General features: G+C 70.8%; 14 protein-coding genes. 4 read left to right on the forward strand and 10 right to left on the reverse strand.

Translation table 11 applies throughout. From position 1 onward, the window contains the following. Window positions 1-4: 4 nt before the first annotated feature. From AB0J87_RS33250 to AB0J87_RS33275, 6 genes are all read right to left on the reverse strand, one after another. Window positions 5-799: a trypsin-like peptidase domain-containing protein gene (locus AB0J87_RS33250; protein WP_363971522.1), complete on the reverse strand. Its 795-nt coding sequence runs from the start codon at window positions 797-799 to the stop codon at window positions 5-7. A gap of 167 nt (window positions 800-966) precedes the next feature. Beyond that, entirely contained in the window at window positions 967-2,133 is a 1,167-nt protein-coding gene (locus AB0J87_RS33255; protein ID WP_363971524.1) for an erythromycin esterase family protein, read from the reverse strand. Window positions 2,134-2,253: 120 nt separating this feature from the next. Next, the gene (locus AB0J87_RS33260) at window positions 2,254-3,744 is read right to left on the reverse strand and encodes a serine hydrolase domain-containing protein (RefSeq protein ID WP_363971526.1); all 1,491 of its coding nucleotides are present in this window, start codon (window positions 3,742-3,744) and stop codon (window positions 2,254-2,256) included. A gap of 145 nt (window positions 3,745-3,889) precedes the next feature. Further along, a complete protein-coding gene (locus tag AB0J87_RS33265; RefSeq protein ID WP_363971528.1) occupies window positions 3,890-4,237 on the reverse strand; it encodes a DoxX family protein in 348 nt (115 codons plus the stop codon). A 175-nt stretch (window positions 4,238-4,412) separates the two neighbouring features. Continuing rightward, window positions 4,413-5,210, reverse strand: coding sequence for a pyridoxal-phosphate dependent enzyme (locus tag AB0J87_RS33270; protein WP_363971530.1), 798 nt, complete (start codon window positions 5,208-5,210; stop codon window positions 4,413-4,415). An 18-nt stretch (window positions 5,211-5,228) separates the two neighbouring features. Then, a complete protein-coding gene (locus AB0J87_RS33275; protein WP_363971532.1) occupies window positions 5,229-5,489 on the reverse strand; it encodes a RidA family protein in 261 nt (86 codons plus the stop codon). A gap of 150 nt (window positions 5,490-5,639) precedes the next feature. Between AB0J87_RS33275 and AB0J87_RS33280 the strand changes: the two genes are divergently transcribed. Then, window positions 5,640-6,134, forward strand: coding sequence for a hypothetical protein (locus AB0J87_RS33280; protein ID WP_363971534.1), 495 nt, complete (start codon window positions 5,640-5,642; stop codon window positions 6,132-6,134). Window positions 6,135-6,298: 164 nt separating this feature from the next. Beyond that, window positions 6,299-7,093, forward strand: a complete 795-nt coding sequence (locus AB0J87_RS33285; RefSeq protein ID WP_363971536.1) for a CPBP family intramembrane glutamic endopeptidase — start codon at window positions 6,299-6,301, stop codon at window positions 7,091-7,093. Here AB0J87_RS33285 and AB0J87_RS33290 read toward each other — a convergent pair. Then, window positions 7,059-7,745, reverse strand: a complete 687-nt coding sequence (locus tag AB0J87_RS33290; RefSeq protein ID WP_363971538.1) for a response regulator transcription factor — start codon at window positions 7,743-7,745, stop codon at window positions 7,059-7,061. The two genes, AB0J87_RS33285 and AB0J87_RS33290, sit on opposite strands and share 35 nt — an antisense overlap. Beyond that, the gene (locus AB0J87_RS33295) at window positions 7,742-9,019 is read right to left on the reverse strand and encodes a histidine kinase (RefSeq protein WP_363971540.1); all 1,278 of its coding nucleotides are present in this window, start codon (window positions 9,017-9,019) and stop codon (window positions 7,742-7,744) included. The genes AB0J87_RS33290 and AB0J87_RS33295 overlap by 4 nt, the downstream gene beginning before the upstream one ends. Window positions 9,020-9,112: 93 nt before the next feature. Between AB0J87_RS33295 and AB0J87_RS33300 the strand changes: the two genes are divergently transcribed. Beyond that, window positions 9,113-9,703 carry a DinB family protein gene (locus AB0J87_RS33300; RefSeq protein ID WP_363971542.1) on the forward strand — a complete coding sequence of 197 codons (591 nt, stop codon included), beginning with the start codon at window positions 9,113-9,115 and terminating at the stop codon, window positions 9,701-9,703. A 66-nt stretch (window positions 9,704-9,769) separates the two neighbouring features. Beyond that, window positions 9,770-10,459: a DUF899 family protein gene (locus AB0J87_RS33305; protein ID WP_363971544.1), complete on the forward strand. Its 690-nt coding sequence runs from the start codon at window positions 9,770-9,772 to the stop codon at window positions 10,457-10,459. On the opposite strand, the gene AB0J87_RS33310 is transcribed toward AB0J87_RS33305, so the two are convergent. Next, window positions 10,456-10,812 carry a hypothetical protein gene (locus AB0J87_RS33310; protein WP_363971547.1) on the reverse strand — a complete coding sequence of 119 codons (357 nt, stop codon included), beginning with the start codon at window positions 10,810-10,812 and terminating at the stop codon, window positions 10,456-10,458. The genes AB0J87_RS33305 and AB0J87_RS33310 overlap by 4 nt on opposite strands. 6 nt (window positions 10,813-10,818) lie before the next feature. Then, window positions 10,819-20,424 (reverse strand): LamG-like jellyroll fold domain-containing protein, encoded by a 9,606-nt coding sequence (locus tag AB0J87_RS33315; RefSeq protein WP_363971549.1) that lies wholly within the window; start codon window positions 20,422-20,424, stop codon window positions 10,819-10,821. Window positions 20,425-20,437 lie beyond the last annotated feature (13 nt).

Genomic DNA, 20,437 nt, shown 5'->3' on the forward strand with positions numbered 1-20,437 from the left:
CCGGTCAGATCTGGGGTCCTTCGCCCAGCGGTCCGTCACCGTCACCGCCGCCCAGGGCCACGCCGATCGGCACCGCGAACGCGATGCCGGCGAACGCCTCGTCGCCGCCCGGGTCGGCGATCGAGACCACGATCCCGATGACCAGCCCGCGAGCGTCCAGGAGCGGACCGCCGGAGCTGCCCGGGTTGACGGAGGCGTCGAACTGGATGAGCCCGCCCAGGTCGCGGTCGCCTTCTTCGGTGGTCCGGTTCAGGCCCGACACGACGCCGGTGGAGACGCTGTAGGTCAGGCCGAGCGGGTTGCCGATCGCCACGACGGGCGCGCCCACGGCCACGGCGCCGCCGAGCGTCGCCGGGACGACGATCTCCGGCAGCTTCGCGGGCTTGAGGGCCGCGACGTCGCGCTTGGGGTTCGACGACACGACCACGGCCTTCGCCTTGGTGCCGTCGGCGAACGTCAGGTTGACGTCCTTCGTGCCCTTGATGACGTGGTGCGCGGTCAGGATCGTCCCGTCCTCGGCCGCGATCACGCCGGTTCCGAGCGACTTCCCGGCCTGGATGACCACCACCGACGGCCCTACCCTCTCGAAGACCTCCGCCGTCGTGAGCGTCGCGCTGGGGGTCGGCGTCGGGCTCGGCCTGGGCGCGGCTGCTTCGCCGTTCCCGCCGCTGCTGCCCAGCCAGTACGCCAGCGCCGCCACGAGGACGAGCACGCCGCCCCCGACGACGAACCGCCGAGCCCTCCCGGCCCCGGCTCCCCGAGCCTCGGCCGCATCGGCCTCCTGCGGCACGTGCTCCATCGCCCCATAGTCATAAAACTGAGCTCAAAGTGCCACAAAATCCACCTGAGAACTCCATGAGAACCGGTGGAGCCTGCCGCGCGGACGCCGGCACGGATCCGGCGTCCGCGTGCTGCCCCGCGACCGGGTCGTCGCGCCTGCCGTGATCAACGGGCAGGCCGCGCCTGTCAGCCCAGCTTTTTCAGGTTGACGGCCTGCTTGAGGAAGACGACGCCGTCGATCGTGTCGAGCTGGGCCGGGTCCAGCGGGAAATAGGCGAAATCATCGGAGACGCGCTTGGCGGGCTTCGTGACGGCCTCGGCCAGGCGGCGGGCGTCGATGAGAGAGTGGCCCCACGGGAGCGTGGACAGCATGCCCTCGACGGTGTCCGGGGACGGAATGTCGTCGCCGACCGTACCGAAGGCCGAGGCCAGGAAGGCGAACCGGCCTCCCAGGTGCGTCTCGGCGATCGCCCCCGCGCTCCACCACTCCAGCTGCTGGTCGCCGAACGGCATGAAGGTCTTGTTCCGCTGCAGGTGGAGGTTGGAGGCGAAGACCAGGGCCGGGCCGTTCTCGGCGATGGCGCGCAGGTTGGCGGCCATCGTCGCGTCCCGCAGCGCCGACAGCCGGGCCCACCGTTCCGGGGAGGCGTCGGCCATCCAGTAGTGGTAGCGGAGCAGGCCGATGGCGGTGCGCCCGTACAGTTCCGCCCGCTCCCTGTCCTCCGCGCTCAGCTGCGGCGCCTGCGTGTCGAGCGCCGCCAGCAGGTCGTCGGCGATCAGCCGCAGCCGCTGGGCGTCGGCGGACTGGCCGATCGACTGGGACGGGTCCATGGCGGTGGCCTCGTTCGACCACCGCTCGTCCGGGCCCAGCAGCGTGTCGAGGGTTTCCCTGCCGCACAGGAGCGGGCCGTCGAGGAGGTCGTGGAGGCCGGTGAGCGCCTGGCGGGGGCTCGCCGCCCAGTATTCCAGAGGGCCGTCGAACCCGAAGAACCGGAGCTTCTCATCATGCTCCTCGTTGTAGGCCCGCATCCAGCGTACGAGCTCGCGGTTGGCCGGTGACGTGCCGAAGGCGTGGCTGAAGCCGCGTTCCATGACGTCGTCGAGCGTGCCCGCGCCCGTCGTCACGTAGTCGTCCACCACGAGGCCCATGAGGCAGTCGCTCTCGATGGCGAACGACCGGTAGCCCTCGTGCTCGACCAGATGCCGGAAGATCTCGTTGCGCAACTCGCCGAGCTCCCCCACGAAGTGCCTGGCCTCGCCCAGACCGAGCAGCAGGGGCTGGGCGGGAAGCGACCGGAGGAACGCCGAGATGTTCGCGCCATCGACCGGCCGGGCTGTGTCCTTGATGTCCATGCCTTCAACCGTATCGTTGAACACTCGATGTAAACTTTTTCCCGGATATCCTCGCCATCGTCGCGATGGACCTTCAATCGAGGATGCATCCGCGAGGCGAGTGGACCCGGCATGCATGCCTCAGCCCGCGGCCTGCCCGTCGCAGAACACCTCGCTGACGAGCCTCCGCGTCGCCTTCTGGAACGCCTCCGCCAGGGACAGCTCGGCGTCGTCCACATAGTTCAGCGCGGCGGTCAGGGTCCTGCCGCCGTCGGGCGTGCTGTACATCAGCGCCCCGTGGCCGGCGATGCCGCCGTTGTGGGAGATGACGGTGCCGCCGCACTCCGTGTCCTGCACGAACACCCCCAGCCCGTAGCCGGCCTTCGGCTCCGGCGTGCACATCTCGGCCAGCAGCTCGGCCGGCAGGAGCTTGCCGCCCATCAGCGCGGAGATGAACGTGTGCAGGTCCTGGGTGGTCGAGATCATGTCACCACCGGTGGAGATCCAGGAGGGGTTCTGGCGGGTGACGTCGACCGTCTCCTGCCGGCCGGGCTCCCCGTACCGGTAGTAGGCGTGGGCGTGCGGCTCGGGGATCTCCGGCGAGGTGTCCGGCACCACGGTGCCCGTCAGGCCGAGCGGCCCCAGGATCAGCCGCCGCATCTCCTCGGCCAGCGAGCGGCCGGTGACCTTCTCGATCAGCAGCCTGGCCAGCACGTAGTTGGTGTTGGAGTAGCTCCAGTCGGTCCCCGGCTCGAACCGCGCCGGCTTGGACAGCGCCAGCCGTACCAGCTCCTCGGGCCGGTACGTCCTGAACCGGTTGTCCACCCACTCCTGGCCCGACCAGACGATCCCCGGCACGTGCTCGGGGTAGTAATCGCCGGTGAAGTTGAACACCCCGCTGGTGTGCTGCAGCAGCATCCGCACCGTGATCCGCCGGTCCAGCCCGAACTCGGGCAGGTAGTCATCCACCGGAGTGTCCAGCCCGATCCTGCCCTCGCCCACCAGCTGCAGCACCACGGTCGCGGTGAAGGTCTTGGTGTTGCTGCCGATCCGGACGTGCCCGTTCACCGGCGGCTCGGCACTCTGGCCCAGCTTGCGCCGGCCGGCACTGCCGACCCACTCGCCTCGCTCATCGTGCACGCGCAGCGTCACCCCGGTGAAACCGGAATCGACGATCTCCTGGATGGCCTTCTGCAGCTCCGGGCGATCCACCCCGGACGGCAGGGTGACCGAAGCGGCGTCGAGGGCTGCGGTGATCTTGCGGACCATCTCCGCCACGGCGGGGCTCGGCCCGCCCTGGTGGGTGGCTGCTTCGAGGGCGACGACGACGGTGCTGCGGAAGTTGCCGGCCTCGGCCGGGTCCTGCTCGTTGAGCAGGCTCATGGCGGCGGTCAGGGCGGGCAGCACGTGGTCGGCGAGTTCGGCCACGGACTTGCCGTTCAGCTTGATGTCTCTGGTCTTCGCGGCGAGCACGTGGCCGACCAGGCCGGTCGCGGAGGCCAGGGCGATGGAGCCCTCGGTGGCGATCCTGTGGGGCGAGCCCGCGGCGCCGGCGGCGGCCAGCAGCGAGACGGCACCGTACGCGGCGGTCCGCAGGGTGATCTTGTCCTGGTCGGTGAGGGTGACGGACATGGGGAGGCTCCTTCAGTACTGTGGCAGCTGAACGGACAGGCGCTGAACCGTTCATGGCGTCCACCATCTCCGACCGCTCTGATACCGGACCGTCGCCGCCCTGACGCGGCCGCTGACGCGAGACGGCGAGCGCGCCGGTGGCCCCTCAGGCGACGTGTCCCAGGGCCAGGGCGGCGATCACCGGACCCAGGTAGAGCAGGGGAAAGACGACGGTCGAGTACGAGCGCGCCCGGAGCACGGTGACCACGGCCCCGGCGAAGTACAGCACCAGGCCGATCCCGGCCAGGATGCCGACGACCGGCACGAACAGGCCGTCCAGCAGGCCGGCCGACCCCGCGGCCTTGGCCGCGCCGAGCCAGGTCCACCACGAGCGGGGGACGCCGTAGTCCGTCAACGGCTTCACGACCCACTCGGCGCGGCGGAGGAGGGAGAAGGCGGAGAAGCCCACCCAGAGGGCGGCCAGGACGGTGACGACGGTTGCGGTGGCGGACATGGTGACGCTCCTCAGCTGGTGCCTTCTTACGACACCGATCCTGCGGGCCCCGGTTGATGGATCCGCGATACGTTCACGATGCGCGAGGGACCCGGCGGACCCCCAACTCCCGGCGACCGCCGATCATCGGTACGCGGCCAAGCGGGGCTGGTGGATCGCCGGGACGACTCCGCCGTCATCGCGGCGTCCCTGGACGTACCGGAGTGCTTCGCGGTGCTCTTCGACCGGCATGCCACCGCGCTGCACCGCTACGCCAAAGCGGGAAGGTGATCTCGCCGACGACGGGCGACCGCGTTCCGTCGGCGATCGTGCGATAGGTCGAACCCGCGTCCCACTCGACCCGCCGCCCGCTCGCGAGCGAGTCGCGCGCGTCCGCGGCCAGCTCGGGCTCCACGCCGACCACGCGGGTCCGCGGGGGCAGCGACGCGACCACGACTCCCACCCCCGAGATCAGCCCGCCGCCGCCGATCGGCACGAGCACCGTGTCGATGTCGTCCAGCTCTTCGAGCATCTCCAGGGCGAGCGTTCCCTGCCCGGCGATGACGTCGGCATGGTCGTACGGCGGGATCAGCGTCATCCCCCGCTCCGCCCGCACGGCGTCGGCGACGAGCTCGCGCCGGGCGCCGGGCGCGATGATGACCTCGGCGCCCAGCGCCCTGGTCGCCTCCACCTTGACCGGCATCGCCGCGTCCGGCATGACGATCACGGCGGGAATGCCCGCCGCGCGTGCGGCCCATGCGACCGCCTGGCCGTGGTTGCCGCTCGAGTGCGTGACGACGCCGCGTGCGCGGGTGCCCGGCTGGAGCCGCCCGATCGCGTTCACGGCTCCGCGGAGCTTGAAGGCCCCGATCGGCTGCAGGCTCTCGGCCTTCAGCCAGAGCTCGCCTTGTGCCCAGGAGGCCGACAGCAGGAGCGTCCGTACGACGTCGCCGGCGCTCCGGGCGTGCGCCGCGACGACGTCAGCGATCTTCACGGGAAGCGCGGACCCCATTCAGGCTCCGTCCCGCACGGCGATGGCGTCCAGCTCGACCCGGGCGCGATAGGGCAGCTCCGCGACGGCGACGCAGGTACGGGCCGGCAGCGGCTCGGGAAGGGTCTCCTGATAGACGGCGTCCATGGCGTTGCGGTCGTCCATCGACACCAGATAGACGGTGATCTTCACGACGTGGCGGAACTCCAGACCGGCCGACGCCAGTTTGCTCCGCAGGTTCGCCAGGGTCTGCCGCGTCTCCTCGGCGATGCCGCCCGCCACGCGGATGGGCTGACGCGATCGGTGTGCCGTCCGAACCGTGACCACCCCGGCTGGTACGGCGATACAGGAGGAAGTCGTGAGGATACCCCCATCAGTCCCGGTGAACTGTCCGACGAGCAACGCCCGCTCGACGAACGGGTTCGGCAGATCATGAGCGGGCTGCGGACGCCGTTCACCTCGACCGACGAGAGCGGTGCGTTGATCGGGCCGTTTCCCGTGATGCTGCGCTTTCCCGGCCTCGCCCGGCCGCTGCTGGAGTGGTTCACGACGGTCACGAACGGCAGCGTGCTTCCGGCGCGGGTGCGTGAGGTCGCCATCCTCACCACGGGTTCACGGTACGGCGCCGCGTACGAGCTCTACTCTCACAGCAGGATCGCGGTGGAGACGGGGCTGCCGGACGGCGTCGTCGCGGGGCTGGTCACCGGGCAACGGCCCCCGGAGCTGACGCGGGAGGAGTCGGTCGCGCACGATGTGGCCGCTTGCCTCTATGCCGGCGCGCCACTTCCTGGAGCGCTCTATCGCTGCGCCGTCGGCGCCTTCGGCGAGTTGGGCACGGCGGAACTCGTCTTCCTGATCGCGCAGTACGCCGCCATCTCGATGGTGCTCAACGCCTATGACGTCCCGCTGCCACCGGACGCGGAGTGACACCGGGCGTCGTCGAGTGAGCGCCGGCTTCCTGGACCGGCGGTCTAGTCCCGCGGGCGGAAGGGGCAGGTCAGCGGCGGCCGAAATTCGGATCGCCGGTGGATGGCGGCGGCGACGCGTTCGAGAACACTGGCCAGGCCGGTTCCCCGAAGGAAGGTCTGCCTGTGTTCGAACGGCTCTCTGATCGCGCTACGTCGATCGTCTTCATCGTCCTCGTGCTCACGATCTCGCTGGGCACCGCCGGCATCGCCGGAGGGCTCGTCCTCGCCCTCTCGCCGCTGCTCGTCGTGATGGCCATGCTGCTCGTCATCACCCGAGAGGGGTATTACAGAGACGGGTGGCGCCGACTCGGTATGGGACGGCTCGGCCTGCGGACCTGGCCGCTCGCGCTCGCCACCACCGCCGGCGTCTGCCTGCTCGCCACCGCGGGTGCGGTCGCGCTCGGCTTCGGCCGGTTCACCGCGCCGCAGGGCGACTGGCTTCAGTCGGTGATCGCCGTGTCCGTCACCGGGCCGATCCTGTCGTTCGCGGAAGAGATCGGCTGGCGGGGCTACCTGCAGCCGCGGCTCGCGTTCCTGGGCGAGCGCTCGGCGATGCTCGTGGTCGGGCTGGTCTGGATCGCCTGGCACCTGCCGTACATCCTGTTCACGCCGTACTACCACAGCGAAGGAGACCGAAGCCTGGTGCTCCTGCTGTTCGGCGGCTCGGTGATCGCGTTCTCGTTCCTCTTCGGGTATCTGCGCGTCATGTCCGGCAGCGTGTGGCCGGTCGTGCTGGCCCACTTCGCACACAACGCCACCTTCGCCCTGTTGCTGGAGCACGCGATCTCGACCGGGCAGCCCGTGGTGGTGCGCGAGTACCTGGCCGGCGACACCGGGCTGTTCGTGCTCGCCGGCACGGCGATCTGCGCCCTCGCGATCGGGATCAGCCGGTCAGCCCCTGTGTCTGCGCGAGGATGACCGCCTGCACACGGTCGCGTAGCTCGAGCTTGCGCAGCACCGAGCCGAGATGCGTCTTGACGGTCGACTCCGCCAGCTGAAGCCGCGCGGCGATCTCGGCGTTGGTGAGTCCCAGGCCGACGGAGGCGAGGATCTCGCGTTCGCGGGTGGTGAGACGCTCCAGTCTGGACGCGGCGGCGGGCGGGGGCTCGGCGGGTGTGGTCACGGGCGGTGCGAGGACGAACGAGTCGATCAGGCGACGTACGAGCCTCGGCGCGACAGGCGCCTCCCCGGCGGCGGCCGCCCGGATCGCCGCCAGCAGCTCCGCCGCGCCCGCGTCCTTGAGCAGGAACCCGGCCGCCCCGGCTCGAAGGGCGGCCAGGACGAGCTCATCGTCGTCGAACGTGGTCAGCATGACGACGTGTGGCGGGTCGGGTGTGGCCAGCAGCCGCCGGGTGGTCTCCACACCGTCGAGCCCCGGCATGCGGATGTCCATCAGGACGACGTCCGCACGGTGCTCCGGCCGCCGCAGCTCGTCAAGGGCCGTCTGCCCGTCGGCGGCCGATCCGACGACCCGCAGGTCCGGGGTGGCGTCGAGGATCATCTCGAACCCCGTCCGTACCAGCTCCTGGTCGTCCACCAGGAAGACGCGGGTAACGCGGCCGAGGCTCATCGCTCGCCACTTCGCCCGGTGCCGCCCGGCGCGGCGGCAGAGCCCGCGGGTCGCGCGGAAGGCGGCAGAACGGCGACGGGGATCGCGGCATCGACCACGAACCCGCCGCCGGGGCATGGACCTGCCTCCAGGGCCCCGCCCAGAGCGCGCAGACGCTCCCGCATGCCGTCGAGGCCGTAGCCGGGCCTGGAGCCGTGGTCCGTGATCGCGTCGGCGACACCGACTCCGTCGTCCTCGACTCGTACCATGATCCCTCCCTGCGTCCTCGCGACCACCACATGCGCTGCCGCGTACGGGCCGGCGTGCTTCAACACGTTCGTCAGTGACTCCCGGACGACACGGAGCACAGCAAACCGTATCGCGGTGGGAACGTCGTCGAACGCGGCCGGCCCGGCTTCGACCTCCACGGCGAGTCCCGCCGCCCGTACCGAGTCGACGAGCTGCCGCAGCTCGGCGAGTCCGAGCCCGGCCCCGCGCAGTTCGTCCGGTCCGTCGGCGTCGGCCTCACGGAGAACCTCGATGACGCCACGCACCTCGGTGAGGGCCGACCGCGCGGTACGCCCGATGGTGGCGAAGACCCTTCCCGCGTCCCCGCGGTCCCAGGGTTGCGCGTGCTCGGCGGCGTACTCCGCGCCGTCGGCCTGCACGATCACGACGGTGAGAGAGTGGGCCACGATGTCGTGGATCTCCCGTGCCGCGGCGACACGCTGCTGCTGCACGACGAACCGTTCGCGGTGCAACCGGCTCTCCTCGAGCCGGGCACTGGCCTCACGCAGCGCACTCATGTTGGCCTGGCGGCCGCGGACGAGATTGCCGATGACCCAGACCAGCACCGACAGAATCCCCAGAACCACCGCGTTCTTGAACACGTTGACCAGGTATTCCGGCGGTGTGCTCCATCGGAGACCGGCGAGCACGCTCCCGGCCAGCGCGGCACCGAGGGCGAGCAGGCGGATCGGCAGAGAGACGACGTGCGCGGCAACGGTGTAGACGACGACCGCCTGCGCGATGTCGGCCGGCAACGGAATCGGCACCACCATGAGCTGGACGCCGAAGACCGCGGCCGACCAGAGGAGTACCGCGGCCGGGAAGCGTCGCCGCACGACGAGCGGGAGAATGGCCGCCGTCGCGACGAGGAAGGCGGGCAGCCCCGCAAGAGCGCTCGGCAGGCCGGAAACCAGCCACATCAAACCGGTCAGTGCCAGATCCAGCCGCCTGGGGTGCTCGCGTGACCACTGGTCGATGCGTGCGGCGAGGAAAGTCCGCTGTCTCAAAGGGCTCCCGATCCTTCGTGACCGTCCCGCCGAAGCGGCCGCCCCAGGATAGAGGCCCGGCCGCCGGCGCGGACACCTGGCACAATGCCCGACATGCAGACATCGGACCCGAAAGCGGACCTCCATCACTATCTCAAGACCGTCCGCGCGTCCCTCCTGTGGAAGCTCGACGGCCTCTCCGAGTACGACGTCCGCCGCCCCCTGACTCCGACCGGCACCAATCTCCTCGGTCTGGTCAAACACCTGGCCGGCGTCGAGCTCGGCTATTTCGGCGACACCTTCGGCCGCCCGTCCGGCGAGCCGCTGCCCTGGCTCGAGCAGGACGCCGAGGCGAACGCGGACATGTGGGCGACGCCCGACGAGTCCCGCGAGCAGATCATCGCCCTCTACCGTCGCGCCTGGGCCCACGCGGACGCCACGATCGAGGAGCTGCCCCTGGACGCGACCGGTGAGGTCGCCTGGTGGCCGGCCGAGCGCAACCCCGTCTCCCTGCACCGCGTCCTCGTCCACGTGCTCGCCGAGACCAACCGCCACGCCGGTCACGCCGACATCGTCCGCGAGCTGATCGACGGCGCCGTCGGCCGCCAGGACAACGACCTCCTGCCGGGCGCCGACGAGACGTGGTGGACGGACTACCGCGAACGCCTCGAACAGGCCGCCCAGAAGCAGGCCGGCCACCGATGAGTTCGGCGGCCGGGCCTGGTCTCTACCGATGTACCTGCAAACTCCGCACGTGATCAGTGAGGGACCATGAGCACGAACGCACTACCGCCCGTCGTCGACGCCGACACCTGGCAGCGTCAGCTCGAAGCACTGCGTGCCCGGGAGAAGGCCGCGACCCGGGAACTCGACGCCGTCGCCGCCCAGCGCCGCCGCCTGCCGATGGTGAGGATGCCGGACTACACCCTCGAGGGCGAGGACGGACCGGTTCGGCTGGCGGACGTCTTCGAAGGCAAGAGGCAGCTGATCGTCTACAACCACATGTGGTTCCCGGGCAAGGAGTGGCAGTGCCCGGGCTGCACGGGGTTCACCTCGCAGTTCACCCGGCTGGAGTTCCTGGACAGCTACGATGCCCGCTTCGTCGTCGTCACCCAGGGCCCGATCGACGAGGCGCTCGCCTACAAGCGGCGGGTCGGGAACAGGATGACCTGGTACTCCACCGCGAACAGCCCGTTCGGCGCCGACGTCGGCGCACCGCCCGGAGAGGGCTTCGCCGTCAACGTGTTCCTGCGTGACGACGACACCGTCTATCGCACCTGGCACACCAACGGCCGGGGCACCGAGCAGCTCACCCACACCTTCGCGCTGATCGACCTGCTGCCGTACGGGCGGCAGGAGGAGTGGCAGGACTCGCCCGACGGCTGGCCGCAGTCGCCCACCTACAGCCGGTGGTCTGCCTCCGAGGACCTGGCCGCGCTCTACGGCCCGGACACCGCCTAGGCCGCAGGGGGGACGAGCTCGTAGTCCGGGATCGTGGCTTTCCGCCGCTGGTACGCCTGCTCGTCCGCCTCCCCCGCCGCCGCCTCGGGGATCTCGACGCTGCCGAGGTAAGGCCCCTTCAGGCAGTGGTCGCACCAGAAGTGGGCCTCACCGACGAGCAGGTGAGGGATCCGGAGCCGGTACACCAGGCGGAGGCAGGCCCGTCCGCAGTTCGGGCAAGGCCCGGAGATCGGTCCGGGCAGCTCGTCACGGGCCTGCTCGTAGGCGTGCAGCCAGCTCTCCCATCGGAGCGCCTCGTCATGGGTGTTCGGCAACGGGTCCGCCTCGGTGCTGTCCTCTGCGTACACGTCCATATTCCGTCACTGGTTACGTGGATGGTTGGCCCACCACTCGTCCTCGAAGGCGTAGGCCCGGTCCTCATACGGTCCCGCTTCTTCCATGGACCTCGGATAGACGCCGCCCTGGCGCAGGTCCCCCACGTGGTACCGCTCGTGGGCGAGGGTGCGGGCCAGCAGTTCCTCGCTGCGGAAGGCCGCTCGCCGGAGCAGGACCGTCTGGTCGGGATAGGTCACCCCGGCCAGCCCGTCCATCCTCTTGTCGATCTTGATGGTCAGGTCGTCGATCCGGATGTCCCAGTCCTGGGCCACCCGCCGGACCGTGTCCATGTTCATCGGGAGCCTGGCGGCCCAGCGCGGCCGGTCGCCGGCGCGTGCCAGCACGAAGGGGTCGTCGGCGGCGAGCGGCCCGCGCGCCCCCGTGCCGGATCCGTCGCCGGCGCTCGCGGTCCCGAGCGGACCGGGTGTGGAGAGGCAGGAGGAGCCGGCGCCCGTCACGCCGCGGCAGGGGTCCAGCCGCACCGCCGGGTCCTGCGGGACGCCCGGGCCCGGATCGACGCGGCAGTCCTGCATCGCGTCCGCGCCGAACACCCCCGAGCACTGGCCGACGACGTGCGGGGCAGGGGCGAACCCGCCGTTGGGCTGCCCGTCACCCGCCCCGGCCTCGGTCGGCGTGAAGGCCACGCCGACCTTGTCCAGGATCTTGTCGATGGCGTTGTCGACCCTGTGCGTGAGCCCCTTGTCGAGCGCGTCGGCCAGCGAGGTGCCCGCCGGACCGGGCAGCCGGTCGTGGTCGATGGGGCCCGGCCTGGTCGCGCGCGTCTTCGCGGCGATGTCGGCGAGCTCCTGGGGCGTGGGCGGCGGAGGCGGTGGCGGAGGATCCGTCTTGGGTGTCTTGTGCGGCCCCTTCCCGCCCGTGCCGGGGGTGTCCTCGCCCGGGCCGCCGCCGGTCTTGCCCTTGCCCGGCGAGCTGCCGCCGTCCGGATACTCGATGTACGGCCCGCTGCCGTCCGGCCAGCCCTTCCACCAGTTGTTCTTCCACCACTTGCCCGCGAAGTAGCCCAGGCCCGCGCCGACGCCGACCGCCGCGAGACAGTAGAGCCAGACCGGACCGCAGACCCGTGAGCCGCGCGCGGCCGCGCCGACCTCCCCGCCGCCGACGAGGATGTAGTCGGCCGCGTTCCAGATCGGCCGGGCGATGTCCACCTTGACGACCTTGATCACTTCTTTGGCCGTGCCGCACACGAAGGCGGGGCAGCCGAAGTGGCCGGTCGGGTCCACCCGGTTGAGCGGGTCGCCGTCCGCGTAGGTGAAGCGGTTGCCCTTCATCGACGGCACCGGATCCACCTCGAGCGTGTCCCTGCTGGGGAACGCGCCCGTGCCGGGGTCGTACCAGCGGGCGGCCATGTTGACCTTGCCGCTGGCCGGGTCGGTCCAGCCGCCCTGGTAGCCGACGCCTCGCTTGGTGCCCGAACTGGCGACGACCTTCCCGTACGGGTCATAGGCCACCGAATCGGTCAGCGCGCCCGCGCCGGAGAAGGTGGCGGTGAGGTCGCCGTGCCGGTCGGTGTAGGCGTACAGGCCCGCGACGGAGACGAGGTCGCCGGCCGGGTCCCTGCCGTAGAGCTCGGCGCCGGCCGCGGCCGGGGTGTTGCCCAGCCCGGAGTAGCTGAACGCGACGCCCGCGGTGGAGGCGAGCCGGTCCAGCCCGTCGTAGGCGTAGGTCGTGGCGCCGTCGCTGATCATCCGGTCGAACGCGTCGTAGCTCGTCGCGCTCGCGCTCCCGCCGGTCGGCGTCCTGGATCTGAGGGTGCCGCGCGCCGTGTAGGCGTAGCCGGCCGATCCGTCGGAGACCAGTTGGTTGCGCGCGTCGTAGACGGCGGCGGCCGGGCCGGCCTTGGTCCGGTTGCCCGCGTCGTCGTACTCGTAGGCGACCGAGTTCCACGAGGTCAGCCTGCCCGCCAGGTCGTAGCCGTAGGTGTTGGCCCCGGCGCCCGCCGTACCGGTCGTGGTCTTGCTGGTGAGCCGGTCGGCGTCGTCGTAGCCGTAGCCGATGGCGGCCAGCGTCGCGCCCGCGGTGGTCTTGAGCGTGTCGGAGGTGGGCCGGTGCAGCGCGTCGTACTCGAAGGAGCGCTTGGCGCCGCCGTAGTCCACGCCCTTGAGCTGGTCCATCGAGTCGTAGGTGTAGGTCGCGGTCCCGCCGGTGAGCGGGTCGCGGACCGTGGCGAGGCGGCTGCCCGCGTCGTAGTCGTAGGTGGCGGTGCCCGCCTTGTCGGTGCGGGTCTTCATGCGGCCGTCGGCGTCGTAGGTGAAGGACGCCGTGCCGGACGGCCCCGCCGTGCTGACGAGGTGATCGCGATCGTCGTAGCCGAAGGTGTCGCCCCCGGCCGAGGTGAGCCGGCTCACGGCGTCGTAGCCGAAGCTGTGGGCGGTCGTGGCGCTCTCGGCGCCCGCGCCGGTCTCCGCGGTGAGCCGGTCCAGCGCGTCGAAGGTGCGGGCGACGGTGACCCCGCCCGGCTTGGTGACCTGGAACGGGCGGCCGGCCGCGTCGTAGTCGGTGATCGTCTGGCGCTGGGCGGGCGTGGTGTACGCCGTGGTCGCCGGGACGAGCATCGCCGTCTGGAGGTTCCACGGATTGTAGGCGTACGAGGTCGCGTTGCCGTTGCCGTCGGTGAAGCGGGTCCGGTTGCCCACCGCGTCGTAGCCGAAGGTCGTGGTGACGGTGTGCGTGGACGTGGTCTTCTCGTGCTGGCCGGTCATCCGGTTCAGCGCGTCGTAGTCGTAGGTGGCGACCCCGCCGCCGGGTCGGTCGACGGTGACGGGGTTGCCCCCCGCGTCGTAGCCGATCGTCATCGACCGCAGCCGGCCGCCCGACGCGTCGAGGTCGGCCATCGCGGTCGCCCGGCCTGCGCCGTCGTACGCGAGGGTGCTGCCGGTGCCGTCCGGGTTGACGACCTTGGTCACCCGGCCGGCGTGGTCGCGGGTGTACCAGTGGGCCTGGTTCAGCGGGTTGACGTCGACCACGACCTCGCCCGCCGCGTTGTAGCCGAACTGGCTGCGCGCGCCCGACGGCGTGTTGACGTAGGTCAGGTTGCCCGCGTCGTCGTACTCGTAGGTCGTGGTGTACCCGGCCGCGGCCGGTGTGCGTTCGACGGCGGTGGTGGAGATCCGGCGGCCGAGGTCGTCGTACGTCGCCCCGGTCACCCGGCCCGCCTGGTCGCGCGTCCAGAGCCACTCGCCGGCCGCGTCGAAGCCCGACCGCGACCGGTTGCCCGCCGCGTCCGTGGTGGCGACCACGTTGCCCAGCTGGTTGTAGGTGTAGGTGTCGCCGTGGCCGAGCGCGTCCACGACGCTCGTCATGCGGCCCAGCGCGTCGTACGTCCTGGTGGTGCTCCCGGTCACCGTGGCTCCGGCGCCGAGCTGCGTGTAGGCGGGCAGGGTGAGGACGAGCGGCCGGCTCATGGCGTCGTAGGTGATCGTGGTCCGGTAGCCCTCGGCGTCCTCGCTCGTCACGACGTCGCCGAAGCTGTTGAAGCCGGTCCGCGTCGTCGGCCTGACGTTGTACGGCGCGCCGCCGAAGTGCTCGATGGCGACCGTCGGCGCCTTGGTCGCGGTGAGCCGGCCCGCCTCGTCATAGGTGTAGTCGGTCACCGCGCCGCGCGGGTCGGTCATCGTCCGCGGCAGGCCCCGCTGGTCCCTGGTCCAGGCGGTCGTGAGCCATTTGTCACCGTCCCAGACCTTCTGGGAGAGAGGCCGGCCCAGCGCGTCGAGATCGTACGTGGTCCAGGTGTAGGCGCTGTTCTGGGCCTGGACCAGGGTGATCAGGTGATCGTCGTCGTCGTAGCCGTACGTGGTCTTGCGCTTGATGCCGGTGGGGTCCAGCAGGGCCTCGGTGGTGCGGTTGGCGGCGTCCACGGTGTACGCGGTCGTGCTCTTGCCGTTGCCGGTGATCCGCTGGATGAGGTTGCCCGCGCTGTCGTAGGTGTTCTGCTGGAGCGGGATGTCCCGGGTGGACCCGTCGGCGTTGCGGAAGCCCTCGGCCCAGACCGATTCGAGCAGGTTGTCGTCAAAGTAGCGGTAGCGGGTGGTACGGCCCATGGCGTCGGTGACCGTGGCCAGGCGCCCCGCCGGGTCGTAGGCGCGGGATTCGAGGACGAGCTCCTTGGGGGCGTCGTTGTCCAGCGGGTCGCCGACCCAGTTGGCGATGCTGGTGGTCAGCAGCAGGCCGGTCGGCCCGTAGGTGCGCCGGTGGTCGGCGCCGGTGGCGTCCACGGTGCTGGTGAGGTTGCCGTAGGAGTCATAGCCGTAGGTGGTGGTCTTGCCCGCGGCGTCCTTGACGGACGAGACGCGGGCCGCGGAGTCGTAGGTGTAGTTCGTGGTGCGGGCGGCGTCCTTGCCGGTGGGGTCCGTCTGCTCGACCTTGGAGACGTTGCCGTCGACGTCGTAGGTGTAGATGACCCACGGCAGATGCTTGACGCCGCTGATCGCGTCCGTGGTCGCGGGGCCGACGGTGGCGGTGAGGTGGTTGAGCGCGTCGTACCCCATCGAGGTGACGACGCCGTTCGGGAACGTGTCGGAGACCTCGGTCACGGCGGTGGGCCGGCCGGCGCCGTCGTAGTCGTACTTCGTGGTGAGCCCGGCCGGGTCCACCACCTGGGCGAGGTCGCCGTTCTGGCGGTAGCCGTACCGGGTGGTCCTGCCGCCGGGGGTGGTCACGGAGGCGAGCAGCCCGTCCGGGGTGGTGCCGCCGTCGACGGCGGCCTCGCTGCCGTCGGTGTAGGCGTATTTGGTGGTACGGCCGGCGGATCCGCTCACGGGAGGCGTGGTGACGCTGAGCAGGTCGCCCGAGATGTCGTAGGTGTAGCTGGTGCGGTGCGCCGGGTCGTTCCCGGCGCCGGCCCGGGCGTCGTACGCGCCGGTGAGCTTGTCGTTGCGGGGGTCCAGCGGGTCGCCGGAGTCCAGGTAGTAGGTGAAGTAGGAGGTCTGGCAGGAGCGCGGCCCCCGGCAGGTCACCTTCATGACCGGGTTGCCCCGGTCGTCGTTGAACAGCTGGGTGGTGTGCCCGTCCGGGTCGGTCACCGAGGCCAGGTTGCCGTTGAGGTCGTAGCCGTACCGCGTGGTGCCGCCCGAGGCGTCGTACAGCGAGGTCGGGCGGCCGCCGTGCCGGGGGTCGAAGCTGTAGACCATCGGCTTGTCGCCCGGGTCGGCGGCGAGCACCGTGGTGGCGGGGATGCCGAACGTCGCGACGTCCTTGTAGTGCGCCTCGATCGCGTCCGTGCTCAGGCTGCTCCAGTAGATCGCCACCTCGTCGATGGTGCCGGTGAAGTGGCCCAGGGTGTCGGAGGGCTTGGCGGGCCAGTTGCCGGCGATGAAGCCGGCGCCGACGTAGACGTGGTTCTGCGCGACGGTGGACACCGGCCCCTTGGACCTGGTCCCGACCACGGCGCCGTCCAGCCAGAGCCACTGGGTGCCGCCGGAGGCCGTCAGCACGACGTGGTGCCAGCTCGCGTCGGTCACGCTCTTGCTCGTGGTGATCGGCGCGACCGATGCGCCGTCCCAGAACTGGCCGCGCAGCTTGCCGTCCGTCCCGACGTACAGCGCGGGCGTGTAGTTCGCCTGCGGCCCGGCCGGGTCGGTGATGGCCTGGGCCTGGTAGGCGAGCAGGACGCCGGGCTTGGCGGTCTTGAACCACAGCTCGGCCGACAGATCTCCGCCGCCCTTGATCTCCCCGTCGGGAAGCTCCAGGTAGGAGGTGGAGCCGTTGAACCCGGCGGCCGTGTCGCCGCCGGTGGCCAGGAAGATGGGCGCGGTCTGGTTCAGGGAGACGTTGTGGTAGGTCGCGTCGGTGTCGCGCCCGTCGCCGTACGCCGCGCTGGCCGCCCGGGTGCCGGAGTACTCGGCCAGGCGGTAGTACTCGCGCGGCCGGGCGCCCAGGACCGCGCTCGGGTAGTACTCGGTGCCGGCCTGCGTCTGGGCGGGGTAGACCCGCCACTTCCCGCCGCCCGCGTCGGTCACCGAGGCGACGCGGTCGTTCTGGGCGTCGTACGCGAGCGTGGCCTGCAGCTTGCCCGAGGGCAGCTTGACCATCTCCAGCACGCCCGTGTACTGCCCGGCCGCGTACTGGGCGGCGACCGACGTGGAACCGAGCGGGTGGGTGTAGAAGGCGGGGTCGTCGATCTGGCCGGTGAAGTGGCCGCGCGCGTCGGCGGGCGCGGCCGGGCACCAGCCCGAGGTGGTCGTGTAGCCGGCCCCGACGCTGGCGTACGGCAGATGGGTGGCCTTGATCTGCTTGGTGCGGCTGGCCACCATCGACCCGTCCACGTACAGGCTCTGCCACGTCCCGCTCGAGGTGAGCACCACGTGGTGCCAGGCGCCGTCGTTCACCGCCGCGGTCGACGCCATCGAGCCGCAGCTGCCGTCGTCGGCCATCTGGCCGTGCAGCTTGCCGTCGGTCCCGACGTAGAGCATCGGCAGGAAGCCCCAGGGCAGCGGGCCCCGGGAGTCCTCCAGCGTGTTCAGCTGCGCGCCGTACAGCACGCCGGCCTTGGTGGTCTTGAACCACATGCCGACCGCCGCGTAGGTGGTCTCGTCGGTGACGCTGTACGGCATGCGCAGGTACGAGCTCGTGCCGTTGAACGTCGCCGAGCCGTCCGTGGTCCCGGCCGGGGCGCCCGCCGCGCCGTAGGAGAGGTTGACCGCCTCCGCGTCGTCCTGGCCGACGAACAGCCGGGCCTCGTTGGACGCGCTCTGGTGCAGCCGGTAGTACATCGCGGGGGCGGCGTCCACGACGGCCGTCCGGTAGTGCGACACCATTTTGTAGGAGTATTTCGTGCAGGCCGTCGTCGTGCCCGGCGGGCAGACCTGGGCGAGCAGGCCGTAGCCGTAGCCGTAGGTCCACGCGGGCGCCCCCTGGGCGGGATCGGTGGCGACCGAGGTCACCACCCCGCTGTTCCAGGTGAAGTAGAGGCCGCGGCCGCTGACCTTGTTCACGACCTTGGCGAGGGTGCCGTCGCCGTTGTAGGTGAGGTACTCGGCGTGCTGGTCGTCGTCGTAGATCGCGGTCAACCGGCCGTTCGGGTCGAACACGTACGCGCCGCCGGACTTGTCGCGGAGGAACCAGGCCAGATCGGTCTTCACCAGGCTCACCGACCGGCCCTCGGGCGGGGCGTACGTGCCGTCGGGGTTGCGGCCGAAGCGCGCCTGCCGCCCGTCGGGGTAGGTGACCACGACGTTGCCGGTGAAGTCGTTGTCGGTGACGATCTTCATGTCGTAGGCCGTGGTCCAGCCCACGCCGAACATCCCCGTGCGCGAGTTCAGGCTGCTGTACGAGCGGGTGACCGCCAGCGCGGGACCGGCGGTGGTGAGGCTCGCGTCCGTGGTGGTGGCCGCGTACTGGCCGGTCAGCGGGTCGATGCCCTTGACGGCGGCCGTGCCGGCGCTGTCGGAGACGTGTGAGGAGACCAGCGGCTGCGGCACGACCGTGCGGAACGTGCTCCACCCGGACGCCGGGCTGGAGTCCTTGCCGTCGGTGACCAGGACGCGCCACATGTACTGCTCGCCCCACTTGAGCTTGCCCTGCGGCACCGCCCAGCTCGCGGTCTGGGCCCCGGTGTTGGAGTCGCCCGTGACCAGACCGGCCGCGGGGCACGTGTCGGGGTCGGAGACCAGGCAGACGTTGAAGATGAAGTTCAGCTCCCCGCCGGGCCACTCGTCCCCGTCATGGCCGGAGGCCGTGAACTCCGGCGTCAGCGTGGACTCCACGTACCCGCTGCCCGGCCACATCGAGTCGATCTGGGGCGGCAGGTTGAGCACGGTCAGGCTCACGCACCAGACGGGTACGCCCCAGTCGGAGAAGAACTGCCCGTTCGTCACCATGTCCCAGCAGATCTGGTACGAGCCCGGGTTGAGCGGGTCGATCGTGGCGCTCACCTTCGCCGAGCCGTTGTTGCCGATCGTGGAGGGCAGCGCGGCGGCCGCGGTGGAGCTGCCCACGAAGGTGCCGCCGGTGGTGTAGACCTTGTAGCCCAGCTTGACCGTGCCGGGGGACCAGGAGTTCATCCCGTTGTTGATCACCGTGACGGGGAGCCGGCCGGCGCTGTTGGCCGTCACCGGCGGGTCGATCGTGGCGCCGGAGTCGATCGCGTACAGCGCTCGCCAGGGGCTGTAGTCCACCTGCAGATATGGCGGATTGGCCGAGTTGGCGCTGGCGAACTCCTTGAAGCTGTCGGCGGTCAGCGCCAGGCCGTTGTTGCCCGCGCCGTTGGCCCAGTCCGACAGGGCGGACAGGCCCGCGCTGTTGATCCCGATCCACGCCCAGGCGGCGCCGCCGCAGGTGACGCCGCCGGTGAAGCTGGCCGCGCCCCAGGTGTCGCCGAGGGTCACGCCGGGATAGGAGGCGATCGTGCCGACGTTCCAGCTGCTGGTGATGGCCTTCACCGTGACGGGGTTGGCCGAGCAGGAGTTCGACAGGGTGTTGTAGAGGAAGAGCGCGGCGCCGGTCACGTAGGCGTGGGGGATCTGGGAGGCGAGGTTGAAGTTGATGTAGGCGTTGTTGCGCTTGGTGCCGTCCTGGGAGCCGACCAGGAGCTGGTCGCTGCCGGAGTGGTTCGCGCCGGAGTGGTTGTCGACGTACGTGTCGGAGGCGGCGCCGCTGGTGGTGCGCACGTACGAGGAGGGGTCGACGACCACCGGGAACGCGCGGTCCTTGTCGCGCAGCCACTTCTGGTCGGCGCTGACGCGCAGAACGTCGCCGACGAGGGTGTAGCGGACCGCGTCGGAGCGGGCGCCCTTGGCGTCGAGCATGAATCCGGCGGGGACGGTGATGCGGACGGCGCCCCGCTCGTCCACGAACTCCACGCCCTGCGACGAGCTTCGCGCCGTCAAGCCCCTGGCCTGGAAGGGGAAGTCCCAGGGGCCGGTCGCGGCCTGGCGCGAGGTCAGGACCAGCGACTCCTTGATACCGTTCCAGGTCGCCTCGACCTCGATGTCCGTCTCAGGCAGCACTCCACGATATTTCGCGATATTTCGCGAAATAGTGGCCTTGGTGCTCTTTGCGCCTTGGAGGGCGAAGGACAGGCTGTGCTCCGCGTCCAGGGTGAGCGATTGGAGCCTGGGGTCGGCGGCGTCGTCGGCCACCTCGACCCCGACGTCGTTGGCCGCCTGCCGCCAGCGTCCGTCCGCGCCGGTCAGGTTGACGTCGATGTCCGCCCACTCCCCCGTGGCCGTGCGATAACGCACTGGCCTGGAGTACGTGCGCACGGTGTAGGTGTGGTCGGGGTTCTGGAAGACCTTCGACGTCGCGTCTCCCAGCGTGGGCACCGCCTTGCTCTGCTCGGCGACGAACCCGTGCGCTTCCCTCTTGCCGGGCTTGCCGGTCGCCTTGCCCACCCGCTGCGGGGTGTTCGACAGCCGGGAGACAGGCTCGGGCGGCTTCGGGGCCTCCCGCGGCACGGTCCCCTTGGGCGGCTTGGCGGTGGCCCGCTCCGGCAGCTCGGTCTTCGCCCGGGTCGCCTCCGCCGTCGTCTGGTGGGCGCGGTTCGCCGCCGAGCCCAGCAACTGCTCGGGGAGCGTGGGCTCCTTGGGAGCCGCGTAGGCTGCCTGACCTGCTACGCCGATGACAAGAGTGGTCACCGTCAGTGCAGCG

Source organism: Nonomuraea sp. NPDC049625 (assembly GCF_040675285.1).
In the GTDB taxonomy this organism is placed as follows: Bacteria; Actinomycetota; Actinomycetes; order Streptosporangiales; family Streptosporangiaceae; genus Nonomuraea; species Nonomuraea angiospora_A.